A 12,797-nucleotide genomic window follows, 5' to 3' on the forward strand; every position below is an offset into this window, starting at 1 on the left:
GAGAATAAGTGCGTTTAAGAGACCCCACTCACAATCTCGGGGTATGGCTACCGAATCGAACTCGACGACGGACAAAGGGCTCGGCGTCGCACTCGCCTGTGCGGCAGTCGTTGCGGTCGGGGCAGTGTTGATGATCACTGGCGCACCGGATATCGAAGCCGCATGGGGCTTCGCCGCGGCAATGATCTTTAGCGCAATCGCAATCGTCGCGATCCATCTCTGGGGCTAAGGGCCTGTCCGCTGTTCTCGCGGCACACGTGGTCACGCAATACTGTTAAGACCGACGAGTGCGTACGTTTTGGTACGGACGATGACTGACTATTCCGACGAAGAGAAGCGGATCCTCTCGCACCTCCGTGAGAGTGCTGCCCGGGGAGAACAGTACTTTCGGGCGAAAAACATCGCCGCAGCGATCGGACTCTCGTCGAAACAGGTTGGCGCACGACTACCCCACTTGGCAGAAAAATCAGAGGATGTTGACATCGAAAAGTGGGGTCGCGCCCGCTCGACGACGTGGAAAGTGACTGTCAGTTAACCCCGGACCGCCACGTTTGCGTTTCGATCGGCGTTTCTCGCGTACTATTCACTATCGTATTCTATAGTTTCTCGAGAAAGGGTCCGTCTCGAGTCGTCACGGTCCACGGCCTTTTTACCCCAGAATCTCCGAGGTAGCCCCATGACTGTACGGGTCGATCGTTCGTTCGAGTTGTCGGCGTCACCCGAGCGCGTCTGGGAGTTCATTTCTGACCCGGAGAATCGCGCTCGAGCGATCAGCGTTGTCCAAGACTATCGTGTCACCGACCCAGCTGGTCGACAGGTCACCTGGGATGTGGAACTGCCAATCCCGCTTGTCCGTCGGACGGTCAGCGTCGAAACCGAAGATGTAACGCGAAATGAGCCGGAATACGTCAAATTCGTCGGGAAGGCGAAGGTCATGCAGGTGACCGGCGAACACACCATCGTCCCCACTGAAACCGGGACTCGAGTCGAGAATCACTTCGTCGTGGATGGGAAGCTTCCGGGCGTCGAAAAGTACTTCAAACGCAATCTGGACGGCGAACTCGAGAATCTCCAGCGCGCACTCGAGCGAGCCGTCCAGACGACGTAGATAGCATGACCCCACCAGCGATACCAGCACCAGATGCGACGCTGACGCTTGGAGCGGCCCAACTGCAGATCGACCCGGGTGCAGTGACAGCCAACCTCGAGCGCGCACTCGAGGCAATCGAACAGGCCGCAAGCCGTGGCGTGGACCTGATTGCGCTGCCGGAACTCTTTACGGTCGGCTACTTCGCGTTCGACCAGTACGACGCAAGCGCCGAACCACTCGAGGGCGAGACGCTGACGCGCCTGCAAAATGCGGCCGACGAACACAACGTGGCCGTCCTCGCGGGCACCGTCGTCGAGGACCTTGCGGCGACTGAGGGCGTTCCAACGCCAGCCGAGACGGGACTCGCGAACACCGCCGTTCTTTTCGATTCCGCTGGAAAGCGCCAACTTGTCTATCGGAAACACCACCTCTTTGGGTACGACTCGGCCGAATCGGACCTCCTCGTCCCCGGCGAGCGCCTCGAGACGGCGACAATTGGCGGCCTCACAGTAGGCGTGACGACTTGCTACGACCTGCGGTTTCCGGAACTCTATCGGCGGCTGGTCGATGCCGGCGTCGAACTCATTCTCGTGCCGAGCGCGTGGCCCTACCCGCGTATTGAGCACTGGGAGACGCTCTCGAGAGCGCGTGCAATCGAAAACCAATGCTACGTGGCGACGATTAACGGCGCGGGAACGTTTCCGACCGACAGCGGCGAGACGACGCTGCTCGGACGCTCGAGTGTTATTGATCCCTGGGGCGTGACGCTAGCCTCGAGTGGTGACGACCCTGCACTGGTCACCGCAGAGATCGATCGTGAGACGGTGACAGCCGTTCGTGAGGAGTTTCCGGCGCTTCGGGACCGGCGATTCTAAGCGCTGGACCGCTGGGTTCACTCCGACCGACTGTACTGCCAGCAATACCATCAGGCGACCGCTGACTTTTTAGTCGGGTAGCGTCTGTGTATAGACGCCGGTTCAGGCGCTTTTCACGTCTCGCCGGCAACAAAGCGCGTCTCCGGGCCACCGAACGCTCGTCCCCGGGAACGAGTGTTCAGCCACGTCCGCATCCACTCCGCCACTCACCTCGGCCTCGTCCACCCCTTTCGTATTACGCTTTCTCGCCCAGTGGCACAAGTGTCGACACCCGTGCGTTTTCTTTGATCTCGAGGCCACCATCGGGAACGGTCAGTGGCACCAGCGGAAGGTGCGAGCCGACCTGTACCGACGGATGGGAGCCACCGCGCGCAAGGAGTTCGTTTCGCGGCTGGAGCAACAGCGCCATCTCGGGGTCCGTCAGAAACTCGTTGTGCTGGATAACGTACTGGCCGCCCTCGAGTGACCACCAGCCGAACTCGTCGTCGGGGTTACGGAGTTCAGTGTCGACCGGCGCTAAGTCGGCGTCTGCGAGTTCGTCGCCGCCGAAATCGAGTCGGCCGGGTGCGGTGACTTCGTAGATCGCACTCGCCGTCAGGTCGATACCGTGCTCGTGAACCTGCGTTGGTTCGTAGATCAGGTTATCGACGACGTCAGCGATTGGATTCCGATCTGCATTCGTTGGGGGATCATCAGCAGACATTTGCGATAGCTGACGGGTTCGACCGACAAAAAAGTGGCTTCGACATGTCTCGTCCCGCAGTTCTATACTGTCCCCGTTGAAGATATCCGTATGGTCGAGGTACTCAGCGACGAGATCACTCGCTTCGTGCGCACAGTTGGCCCGGATACTGACGAGACGCTCGAGGAGATGGACGCCTACGCAGAACGGGAAGGGTTCCCTCACGTTGGCCCTGAAGTCGGCGGCGTCCTTCGATTGCTCGCCCGACTCAGTAACGCCGAGCGCGTCTTCGAGTTCGGCTCTGGCTACGGCTACTCGGCGTACTGGTTCGCAGGCGCGCTCCCCGATGACGGCGAGATTGTCCTCACCGAAGTCGACGAAGACGAACTCGAGATGGCTCGTGAGTACATGGCCGAGGGTGGCTACGACGACATCGCGCAGTACGAACTCGGGGACGCACTCGAGGCGATTGAACGCTACGACGGCCCCTTTGAGACGGTGTTAATCGACCACCAGAAGCACCGCTACGTCGAGGCGTTCGACGCGGTTCGCGAGAAAGTCCCCGTCGGGGGCGTGATCGTCGCGGACAACGCAATCACCGCCGGTCCACTCGAGTTTGACAAACTACTCGCACTTGCGGAGGGTGACGAGACAGTCGCTGCTGACGCAAACAAACATACGCGCGGTATTGCGGACTATCTCGAGCGTGTTACGACTGATCCAGCGTTTGAGACGGTCGTGCTACCATTGGGAGAAGGAATCGCCGTGAGTTACCGCGTCGAGTAATCCGAGGTCTCACCCTCGAGCACCTGTTCTTCGGCCGCATGCGCGCTCGAGGCACCGTATTCTCGGAACCCGAGGAAAGTGGTCGAACCACAGGCCGTCAAAAACGTCGCCCAAGTGATTGCCGTCAGCGAGGCAACGAGAACGCTACTCGAGCCTGGAACGGCACTCGCGATTGCCTCGAGGCCGATAGCGTGGAGTCCAGAGACGGCGAGGAAGGCGATCCAGAACGCAAACGAGAGGTTCGCAAGCGTCCGGCGGCTAACCCGATTCGCGTAGCGGGCGAGACAGTACACAGCGATGACGGCAAGCGCGGTCGCTGTTACTGTGTGTCCAAGTGAAAGCACCTCGGCGCTGCCAGTCGCGATGCCGGCAACGGCGAAACAGGCGAACGAGGCGGCGAGCAGAAGTCGATCCGAACGGACGTTAGACTGGATCACGGCGGTCACTGCCTTGGCGAGAGGTGTCTCCGGGTGACTATATAGCTGTTGGTGGCATCGAATCCCGCCGCTACTCGCCGTTCAGGAGACTTGTCTCTCAGTGCTCCTGCTCAGTTGCTGGTAGGGTAAACGACACTGACGTTTGTTCGCCGGGTTCGGACTCAATCCAGATGTCGCCACCGTGGCGTTCGATGATCCGCTTACAGACTGCGAGTCCGATCCCCGTTCCATCGTGTGTCTCCCGACTATGCAGTCGCTGGAATACCTCGAAGACGCGCTCGGTCGCATTCGCTTTGATTCCGATCCCGTGATCCGTAACCGTCAATTCCCAGTACGACCCGTCGCGCTCGCTCGAGATCTCGATATCTGGGGCCTCGTCACCGCTGTATTCGATCGCGTTCGACAGCAGATTCTGAAAGACTTGGCGCAGTTGCGAGGCGTCTCCGCGCACTGTTGGCAGCGAGTTTGTCGTCACCACAGCGTCGGATTCAGCGATACGCAACTGCAGATCCTCGTGGACGTTCGAAACGACTGTCTCGAGGTCAACCGGCTCGAGCGGGTCACCCTGGGTTTCGACGCGCGAGTAGGTGAGCAAGCCGTCGATCATGTTTCGCATCCGATCTGCGCCATCAGTTGCATACTCCAGAAACTCCTGGCCATCGTCATCGAGGTCGTCACCGTAGCGTTGTTCGATCAAGCGGAGGTAACTCGAGACCATCCGTAACGGCTCCTGTAAGTCGTGGCTGGCGGCGTAGGCGAACTGTTCTAAGCGTTCGTTCGACGCCTCGAGCTGTCGTTCATACACTTTCCGTTCAGTTACGTCGCGAAAGTACACCGAAAGGCCGGTTTCGGAGGGGTACACGTTAAACTCGAGCCAGGCGTCTGTCGTCCCATCGTAGGATTCGAAACTGACACGCTCCTGTGAGTTCATTGCGTCGTGAAACTGCTGACGGATGCGGTCCGTTTCTCCCTCTTCGGCTGTATCCGCAGCGTAGATCTCTTCAAGTCGACGGCCACGCAACTCGCCGGGCGCGTATTGCAGCAACGCTGCAGCTCGGTCATTGACGTGGGTGAACCGATAGTCTTCATCGAGCGCGAAGAACGCATCCGAGATACGCCCCAGAATCTCGCTCAGTTCGGTCTCGAGTTCGCTCTTGCGGCGCTCGAGTTGGCGCTGCTGAGTCTTGAGCTCTGTAATGTCTTCACCGACGGTGATGACGCGCTCGACGGTCCCGTCAGCGTCAAAGACCGGCGCGGCGTTGACGATGAACCACGTGCGCGTGCCGTCTGCACCCACTCCCTCGAGTTCGACATCGACAACCGGCTCACCGCGATCCCACGCGCGAGCCGCTGGCGTTCGCTCGAGTGGCAGCGGGTTTCCGTCAGCATCGTACAGTGTCAGCGTCTCGTCCGCGTCGACCGCCTGCTGCGTGGGAAAACCGGGAAGCTCCATAGCGTGTCGGTTCGCCTGGACGGTCTCACCATCACCATTCATGACCGCGATTGCGACTGGCGCCGTCTGCAGAAGCTTCTCCATCTGGACGTGCTCGCGCTCGAGTTGGCGTTCGTTTTCGATGCGGTTGAACGTCGCCTCGAGACTCGATGCGGCGATTTTAAGCAACGAGAGATCCCCGCGGTCGAACGCACCCGGCTGTTCCGAACCGGCGATGATGATGCCGTAGTCGCCGATTGGCAGGATGATCTCGCTTCTAATGGGCGTCTCGAGGTTGTAAACGTCCGGATCCGACCTGACATCGTCGTAGATTTCGGGGCTTCCAGTTTCGAAGACGCGCCAGGCGATTCCCTCCCCGCGTTCGAACGTCGGTGCCTCGTCGAACAGGCCGAGCCCCGGTTCCGAGATCGCAATCGGACACAGCGCCTGTGCAGTTTCCTCGTAGCGAAAGACGCCGTTTATCTCGAGGTCGAGAATCCCACGCAGACTGCGACAGGCCCGTTCGGCGGCATCTTTGTCTGACTCCGCCTGCAGCCAGTCGTTGACGGCTTCGTTGAGTCGACGTAACTGGTAGGACCGACGACGGCGATCGGTTACGTCGTAGTAGAGTTCGATCCGCCCACCGGCGTACGGTCCAGACTCGATCGGTTGGCTCCGATGCTCGAGCCAGCGTGTCTCCCGATTTTCGCCGGGGAGGATTCGACACTCGAACTGCTCCACGTAGCTGTTGTCGTCGTACGTTGCGATGACGGTGTCGCGAAACCGCGGGAAATCGGCGACCCGATCAGCGAGTGTTTCGGTGATCAAGGAACGTTTGTCCCGGCCGACCACGGCCTCCCGATTAAGCCCGAAGTAGCGTTCGGTAGCTTCGTTGATCCACGCGACATCGAACGCCGAATCTAACACGAACACGCCGACAGCGGCTTCCTCGAGCACGGAGGCGACGGTTGTATGTGTCTCATCCATCGGGGGGAATGGCTGATCGCCGGTGGCATCAGCTGTTTTTATCGGCTCGACAATCCCAATCAGGGACGGCGGCGTGCGGGAATCGTCGACCCCGAAGTGCTTCAACCGAAGGGTACAGGGAAGTCGTCGGCCGTCTGCGGTGTGAACGTCGATTGCTACCGTCTCAGTCTTGGTTTCGGCCTCAGCTGCCTGATTGGCGAGGAACTCGTCGAAACACTCACTCGAGCGGCCGTCACCGTCGCGGTGGTCGAAGACGGCACTGACCGGTTCGCCAAGCAGGCGGTCACGACTATTGTTGGTCAACTCGAGGAACGTTTCGTCGAGTCCGACCAGACGGCCGTCAGCGCTGAGCTGAACGACGCCGCCGTCGACCATCTCGACGAGTGCCCGGTAGCCCGCGAACCCACCGTGGTCGTCACCGACGGCCCAGAACGTCGAGTCAGTCGCCGCTGCTCGGTCGTCCATTACCGGGAGAACGGTGGTCCAAGGCATAAGTCCCGCGCTCGCTCTGGTGGACCGCCGCACGGACGAACGCGAACAGCGAACGGCCGGTGCTGATTCGATCAGGAGCCACGAGCACCCACCCGCATTACTGCGATCCAGTCCGCGCGACGTGAGGCTGTGGCATGAGCGCCTCGAGCGGCTGGGCATCGAGCCACTCGAGCAGCGCAACGAGTTGCTCGGTTGCAGCCTCGAACAGTCGCTCGCCGATTTCAGGGGTGGCCTCCGTCTGATCGCCAAAGACGCCGTTCTCGCTATTATCAATCGTATCGTAGAACGTCGTCGCGCCGTGGACGCGCTCAGCGTCGAAATCGAAGACGGCTCCGCCATCGCGGGCGTCCTCGAGGCGGTCCCCGTGAACGAGTTCGTTTGCGATGTGCATGATCATCGCCGTCTCCTTTGGACCGCCGTGGGGGCCAGGCGTCTCGAAGACCTCCTCGAGCACGTCGGGAATCGACTCGTCCCACATCCACTCGAGGGCGTAGGCCGTCTCGTCGTCGTGGAGTCGTTTGCCAACTTCGCGGAGGTGGGCGACGTTGCCCCCGTGGGCGTTGACGTAGACGATGCGGTCGATGCCGTGGTAGGTAAGATTCCGCGAGAAATTCTCGACGAAGTCGCGAAAGACCAGCGGATCGACCCACATCGTGCCGGGAAACTGCCGATGATGGGAGCTAACGCCGATTCGCAGCGGGGCCGTACAGAGCACGTCAGTCCGGTCCGTGGCCGCTCGAGCCAGTGCTTCGGCGATCAGGTGATCGGTCCCTTCGGGGAGATGCGGCCCGTGTTGTTCGGTCGAGCCGATGGGAACGACCGCGAGTGACTCGGTCTCGACGTATTCGGTCAGATCCGGCCAGGCCTGCTCAGGAAGGTACATATGGTGCACTCGGAGCGAACGCGCAAAACTTCGGTGGCTGATGTGACGTTCCTGCAGCAAGACCGCGGACTGTTAGCATCGAGGTGCGCCGAACCCGGCATTCGATGATAAACCTTAATACTTGCTGACGGCCGAGTTATTATATGGCAGTCGTAAGCGTCTCGATGCCCGATGAACTCCTCGAGCGACTCGACCAGTTCGCTGACGAACACGGCTACACCGGCCGCAGCGAGGTCGTCCGCGAAGCCTCGCGCAATCTGCTTGGCGAATTCGAGGACACCCGACTCGAGGAACGCGACCTCATGGGCCTCGTCACAATCTTGTTCGACTACGAGACCACGAGCGTCGAAGAGCGGATGATGCACCTACGCCACGAACACGAAGACCTCGTCGCCTCGAACTTCCACAGCCACGTCGGCGACCACTACTGCATGGAACTGTTCGTCCTCGAGGGCGAACTCGAGGATATCTCGACGTTCGTCGGGAAGATCCGTGCAACGCAGGATGCGCTGACGGTTGATTACTCCGTGATTCCGGTCGACGATTTCGACCCGATTTCACAGGAGCACTCCTAATCGACGAACTGTTATTTTCGAACCGGTCAGCGGCCTGCTGTGGCCAATTCGCTGTCGACAACGCGGCTGATCCCCTGTCGAAGTAAGACGAGAACCGCGAGCAGGCCGGCGATGAACACCGCAAACACCGGTGCGAGAAGGACACCGCCAACGCCGGCGACGAGAATGTAGATACTGCCCACGACCAGCCAGAGCGTCGTCAGCGAAAGCACACCGAACACGAGTGACGTTGCGAGCGCGAGTACCGACGTGTCGCCTGCACGCCGCCGATCCGTGTCGGTCACCAGCGACGAGACGAGTCGATAGCCGTGTGCCAGAACACCGAGGAGGACCCACAGCGCGAACACCCCCGGACCCCCGATGATCACGACGGGGACGAGAAGTTCGCCGAGTGCCCACCCAGCACGTCCGGACGGTTGCACGAGAAATACCAGCGCAATCCCAACGACCAGCAGCGCCAGTGCCGCCTCGAGGCCGTCGCGAGTGAGCGGAGCGGACAATCGATTCATACCCACATCATTTCTGACACCAGCAATAACCGTTCGGCTGGGTCGAGAGTCGTTTTACCTGCAGTATGGACCTCGAGATCATCTCTTGGTTGACAACACAGTATGGTCTCACACAGACGTGAACCGATAATAATTAAAACTATTTTGACCGGAATTTTCTCGATTGCTGTCGAAACCCGGTTGAACCAGTGGTTCTAAGGCTTTGTCACCTCTCAATTCATATATGGATTCGATCTCTGCCGTCGTTCTTGCGGGAGGAGAGGGATCGCGCCTCCGCCCGCTGACGCGCTATCGGCCGAAACCACTCTTACCGGCCGCTACGACGCCGATTATCGAGCACGTCTTCGATCAGTTGATCGAGGCGGGCGTGACGAATATCACCGTCGTCGTCGGCTACAAACGCCAGCGGGTACAGTCACACTTCGGGTCGACCTACCGCAACATCCCGCTGACGTACGTCACACAGGACAACCAGTTCGGCAGCGGCCACGCACTGCTGGCTGCAGACGGCACTGTTTCCGGGCCGATGCTCGTCGTCAACGGCGACCAGTTCGTCGAGAGTGCGATCATCAAAGACGTGCTCGAGGCCCACGACGACAGCAACGCCGCGGCGACACTCGGCGTGCTCAACCGGATGGATCTCGACCCCTACGGTGGCGTCGTCCTCGAGGACGAGACAGTCACCGCAGTCGTCGAGAACCCGGACGATGATCGCAGCTATCGGCTCAACGCAGGCGTCTACGTCTTCGAATCCGGGATTTTTGACGCGATTCGCGCCGCCGAGTCACGAGCGGGTGAGCAGTCACTGACCGATGGGATCGCCGAACTCCTCGAGCGCGGTGAATCTGTGTGTGGAACGGTCTCTGAGGGAGTCTGGGTCGATGCAACCTACCCGTGGGATCTGCTCGACGTCTCCTTTGAACTGCTCGAGAGCGGTGTCGTCGACGACAAACGGGACTCACCGATTGCCGAAACGGCGACGATTCACGACTCAGCTGTGATTCGCGAGCCGGTCGTCGTCGCACCTGACTGTGAGGTCGGTGCGGGTGCCGTCGTCGGTCCCTTCACCTGCCTTGGCGAAAACGCGACCGTCGGTTCGAACGCAGTCGTCGAGCGAAGCGTAATCGATGCGGATACGCGAATCGGCGCGAACGCGACGGTTGTCGACTGCGTGACCGGCATCGGCGTCACGGTCGGCAACGGGTCGGCAATCCCCGGCGGTCCTGGCGACGTTCGCGTCGGGAACCGCATCTTCGAAGGCGAGCGACTCGGCGCCTTGCTCAGTGATCGCGTCACGGACCGTGGCGGCAGTACGTACGTCCCTGGTGCCGTCATCGGACCTGACGTGAGCGTCGAAGCCGGCGCGACCGTCCGCGGAACCATCGCCGAAGACACCGAGGTTCGATCCTAATGTGTGGGATCATCGGCTACACTGGGTCGGAAAACGACGTCCTCGAGGTGCTCATGTCGGGCCTCTCGAACCTCGAGTATCGGGGTTATGACTCCGCTGGCGTCGCGATTGCCGATGACTCGCTCTCGGTTGAAAAACGCGAAGGCGAGGTCTCCGCACTCGAGGGGGCGCTGCCCGACGGCGGTATCGACGGACTCGCGGGCATCGGCCACACGCGCTGGAGTACGCACGGGCCACCCTCAGACAGAAACGCCCACCCACACACCGACTGTACGGGTCAGGTCGCCGTCGTCCACAACGGCATTATCGAGAACTATCAGACGCTGCGGACGAGGCTCGAGGATGAGGGCCATACCTTTGCGAGCGACACTGATACCGAGGTCGTCCCCCACCTGATCGAGGACGAACTCGCAGACGGAGCGAGCTCCGAACAGGCGTTTCGACACGCCATTTCCCGTATCGAGGGTAGTTACGCCGTCGCGGCCGTCTTTGGGGATTCAGACACGATCTATGCGGCTCGCCACGAGTCACCACTGGTGCTTGGCCTCAGCGATGATGGCCACTACCTGGGCAGCGACGTGCCCGCGTTTCTTGAGTACACGGATCAAGTCATCTACCTCGAGGACGGGCAGTTCGCTCGCATTTCGCCAGATGAAATCGTCATCACGGACAGCGAGGGAACTGTCGTCGAGATGCCAGTCGACACCGTCGCGTGGGACCCCGAAGATGCCGGGAAATCGGGCTACGACCACTACATGCTCAAGGAGATCAACGAACAGCCACTGGCGCTTCGTCAGTGTCTGCGCGAACGGGTCTCCGAACTCGAGCGGACGATTACGGTCGAGGAACTTGCAGACCTCGAGCGTCGTGGGCCGGTCCAGTTCGTCGCCTGTGGAACCTCCTATCACGCGGCGTTGTACGGTGCCCGGTTGCTTCGCGAGCAGGGCATCCCAGCGCAGTGTTTCCTCGCGAGTGAGTACGACGCGCGCTCGATTCCGATCACCGACGAAACGCTGGTCGTCGGCGTCACCCAGAGCGGCGAGACGGCGGATACGATGTCGGCGCTTCGCGGTGCGAACCGAACCGGCGCGACAACGCTTGCGCTGACGAACGTCGTCGGAAGTTCGGCCGCCCGCGAGTGTGATTACGTCATGTACATCCGCGCCGGCCCGGAGATCGGCGTCGCCGCGACCAAGACGTTCGCGAGCCAGCAAGCTGCCCTCGCGATGCTGTCCGGTGTCCTCTCAGACGACCACTCCCCGAACCTCATCAGACGGCTCCGGCGACTCCCCGATCAACTCCAGCAGGTGCTAGACGAGTCGAGCGCCCGCAAAATTGCGAGTAGGTACGTCGACGCCGATGCGTACTTCTTCATCGGGCGGGGCTACAACGCGCCGGTCGCACTCGAGGGCGCGCTCAAGATGAAAGAAATTACGTACAAACACGCGGAGGGCTTCGCCGCCGGTGAGTTGAAACACGGGCCGCTGGCGCTCGTGACCGAGGAGACACCCGTATTCGCGCTGATTTCGGGGCCGAACGCGGCGAAGACACTCGGCAACGTCAAGGAGGTCGAAGCCCGCGGCGCGCCAGTGATCGCCGTGACTGACCAACCGGACCTCGTCGAGCAGTACGCGACGCACGTTCTCGAGGTGCCAGACGCTGGACGCCGACTGACGCCGATTCTGGCAAACGTCCAGTTGCAGTTGCTTTCCTACTGGGTGGCCAACGAACTGGGCCGCTCAATCGACAAGCCGCGCAATCTGGCAAAGAGTGTGACCGTCGAGTGAGCGGGCTGGTGTAGCCGCGACTGCAATTGGGTGAGGAAGTGCACGAACCACCTGGTTCGAACCCTGTCGATCAGAAGATACTTGTCCACGTATTTGGGATATTCCGGGCATGCAAGCTGTCGTTCTTGCCGCCGGCGAGGGGACGCGTCTGCGGCCGCTCACCGAGGACAAGCCAAAAGGGATGGTCGAAGTCGATGAGGAGCCAATTCTCACGCACTGTTTCGACCAACTCGTCGACCTCGGCGCGACCGAACTCATCGTCGTCGTTGGCTACCTCAAAGAGCGGATTATCGACCACTACGGCGATGAATACCGTGACGTCCCCATCACCTACGCCCACCAGCGCGAACAGCAGGGCCTCGCCCACGCCCTGGTGACCGTCGAGGAGCACGTCGACGACGACTTCATGCTCATCCTCGGCGACAACATCTTCCAGGCCAATCTCGAGGATGTCGTGCGCCGCCAGCGCGAGGACCGCGCCGACGCCGCCTTCCTCGTCGAGGAGGTCCCCTGGGAGGAAGCCTCGAGATACGGCGTCTGCGATACGAACAAGTACGGCGAGATCACCGACGTCGTCGAGAAACCAGACGACCCGCCGTCGAACCTCGTGATGACCGGCTTCTATACGTTTACGCCCGCAATTTTCCACGCCTGTCACCTCGTCCAGCCATCCAATCGCGGCGAGTACGAGATCAGCGAAGCCATCGACCTGTTGATTCAGTCCGGCCGCACCATCGACGCCATCGGCCTCGAGGGCTGGCGAATCGACGTTGGCTACCCCGAAGACCGTGAGGAAGCCGAGACGCGGCTTCAGGATGGGGAGGCCGACCTCGAGCAGTCGTAACTAAGTC

At 60.8% G+C, this 12,797-nt stretch carries 14 protein-coding genes; 9 read left to right on the plus strand and 5 right to left on the minus strand.

Annotated elements, in window-relative coordinates; genetic code table 11:
- Positions 1-43: 43 nt before the first annotated feature.
- The 4 genes from G6M89_RS01055 to G6M89_RS01070 all read left to right on the plus strand — a co-directional run bounded on the left by G6M89_RS01055 (position 44) and on the right by G6M89_RS01070 (position 1,965).
- Positions 44-229, plus strand: a complete 186-nt coding sequence (locus G6M89_RS01055) for a hypothetical protein (RefSeq protein WP_165159952.1) — start codon at positions 44-46, stop codon at positions 227-229.
- Between the two features lie 81 nt (positions 230-310).
- Positions 311-535 (plus strand): hypothetical protein, encoded by a 225-nt coding sequence (locus G6M89_RS01060; RefSeq protein ID WP_054863657.1) that lies wholly within the window; start codon positions 311-313, stop codon positions 533-535.
- Between the two features lie 141 nt (positions 536-676).
- Entirely contained in the window at positions 677-1,108 is a 432-nt protein-coding gene (locus tag G6M89_RS01065) for an SRPBCC family protein (protein ID WP_165159953.1), read from the plus strand.
- Positions 1,109-1,113: 5 nt separating this feature from the next.
- Positions 1,114-1,965, plus strand: coding sequence for a carbon-nitrogen family hydrolase (locus G6M89_RS01070; RefSeq protein WP_165159954.1), 852 nt, complete (start codon positions 1,114-1,116; stop codon positions 1,963-1,965).
- A gap of 235 nt (positions 1,966-2,200) precedes the next feature.
- On the opposite strand, the gene G6M89_RS01075 is transcribed toward G6M89_RS01070, so the two are convergent.
- Positions 2,201-2,668 (minus strand): dCTP deaminase, encoded by a 468-nt coding sequence (locus G6M89_RS01075; protein WP_165159955.1) that lies wholly within the window; start codon positions 2,666-2,668, stop codon positions 2,201-2,203.
- Between the two features lie 90 nt (positions 2,669-2,758).
- Here G6M89_RS01075 and G6M89_RS01080 point away from each other — a divergent pair, with 90 nt between their 5' ends.
- Positions 2,759-3,433 carry an O-methyltransferase gene (locus tag G6M89_RS01080; protein WP_165159956.1) on the plus strand — a complete coding sequence of 225 codons (675 nt, stop codon included), beginning with the start codon at positions 2,759-2,761 and terminating at the stop codon, positions 3,431-3,433.
- On the opposite strand, the gene G6M89_RS01085 is transcribed toward G6M89_RS01080, so the two are convergent.
- The 3 genes from G6M89_RS01085 to G6M89_RS01095 form a co-directional block, all read right to left on the minus strand.
- Positions 3,418-3,879: a hypothetical protein gene (locus G6M89_RS01085; protein ID WP_165159957.1), complete on the minus strand. Its 462-nt coding sequence runs from the start codon at positions 3,877-3,879 to the stop codon at positions 3,418-3,420. The two genes, G6M89_RS01080 and G6M89_RS01085, sit on opposite strands and share 16 nt — an antisense overlap.
- Positions 3,880-3,967: 88 nt before the next feature.
- Positions 3,968-6,754, minus strand: a complete 2,787-nt coding sequence (locus G6M89_RS01090; protein WP_165159958.1) for a PAS domain-containing protein — start codon at positions 6,752-6,754, stop codon at positions 3,968-3,970.
- A gap of 124 nt (positions 6,755-6,878) precedes the next feature.
- Positions 6,879-7,664: a creatininase family protein gene (locus G6M89_RS01095; protein WP_165159959.1), complete on the minus strand. Its 786-nt coding sequence runs from the start codon at positions 7,662-7,664 to the stop codon at positions 6,879-6,881.
- 143 nt (positions 7,665-7,807) lie between these two features.
- Here G6M89_RS01095 and nikR point away from each other — a divergent pair, with 143 nt between their 5' ends.
- Positions 7,808-8,239 carry a nickel-responsive transcriptional regulator NikR gene (nikR, locus tag G6M89_RS01100; RefSeq protein WP_165159960.1) on the plus strand — a complete coding sequence of 144 codons (432 nt, stop codon included), beginning with the start codon at positions 7,808-7,810 and terminating at the stop codon, positions 8,237-8,239.
- A gap of 26 nt (positions 8,240-8,265) precedes the next feature.
- Here the strand turns inward: nikR and G6M89_RS01105 are convergent, their stop codons facing one another.
- A complete protein-coding gene (locus G6M89_RS01105) occupies positions 8,266-8,748 on the minus strand; it encodes a hypothetical protein (RefSeq protein WP_165159961.1) in 483 nt (160 codons plus the stop codon).
- A 223-nt stretch (positions 8,749-8,971) separates the two neighbouring features.
- Between G6M89_RS01105 and G6M89_RS01110 the strand changes: the two genes are divergently transcribed.
- The 3 genes from G6M89_RS01110 (at position 8,972) to aglF (ending at position 12,790) form a co-directional block, all read left to right on the plus strand.
- On the plus strand, positions 8,972-10,159 hold the full coding sequence (locus G6M89_RS01110) for a sugar phosphate nucleotidyltransferase (protein WP_165159962.1): 1,188 nt from the start codon (positions 8,972-8,974) through the stop codon (positions 10,157-10,159).
- Complete coding sequence (gene glmS / locus G6M89_RS01115; RefSeq protein WP_165159963.1) at positions 10,159-11,946, plus strand: glutamine--fructose-6-phosphate transaminase (isomerizing); 1,788 nt, start codon at positions 10,159-10,161, stop codon at positions 11,944-11,946. The genes G6M89_RS01110 and glmS overlap by 1 nt, the downstream gene beginning before the upstream one ends.
- 109 nt (positions 11,947-12,055) lie before the next feature.
- Positions 12,056-12,790, plus strand: a complete 735-nt coding sequence (gene aglF / locus G6M89_RS01120) for a UTP--glucose-1-phosphate uridylyltransferase AglF (protein WP_165159964.1) — start codon at positions 12,056-12,058, stop codon at positions 12,788-12,790.
- Positions 12,791-12,797: the final 7 nt, after the last annotated feature.

Source organism: Natronolimnobius sp. AArcel1 (assembly GCF_011043775.1).
Classification (GTDB): domain Archaea; phylum Halobacteriota; class Halobacteria; order Halobacteriales; family Natrialbaceae; genus Natronolimnobius.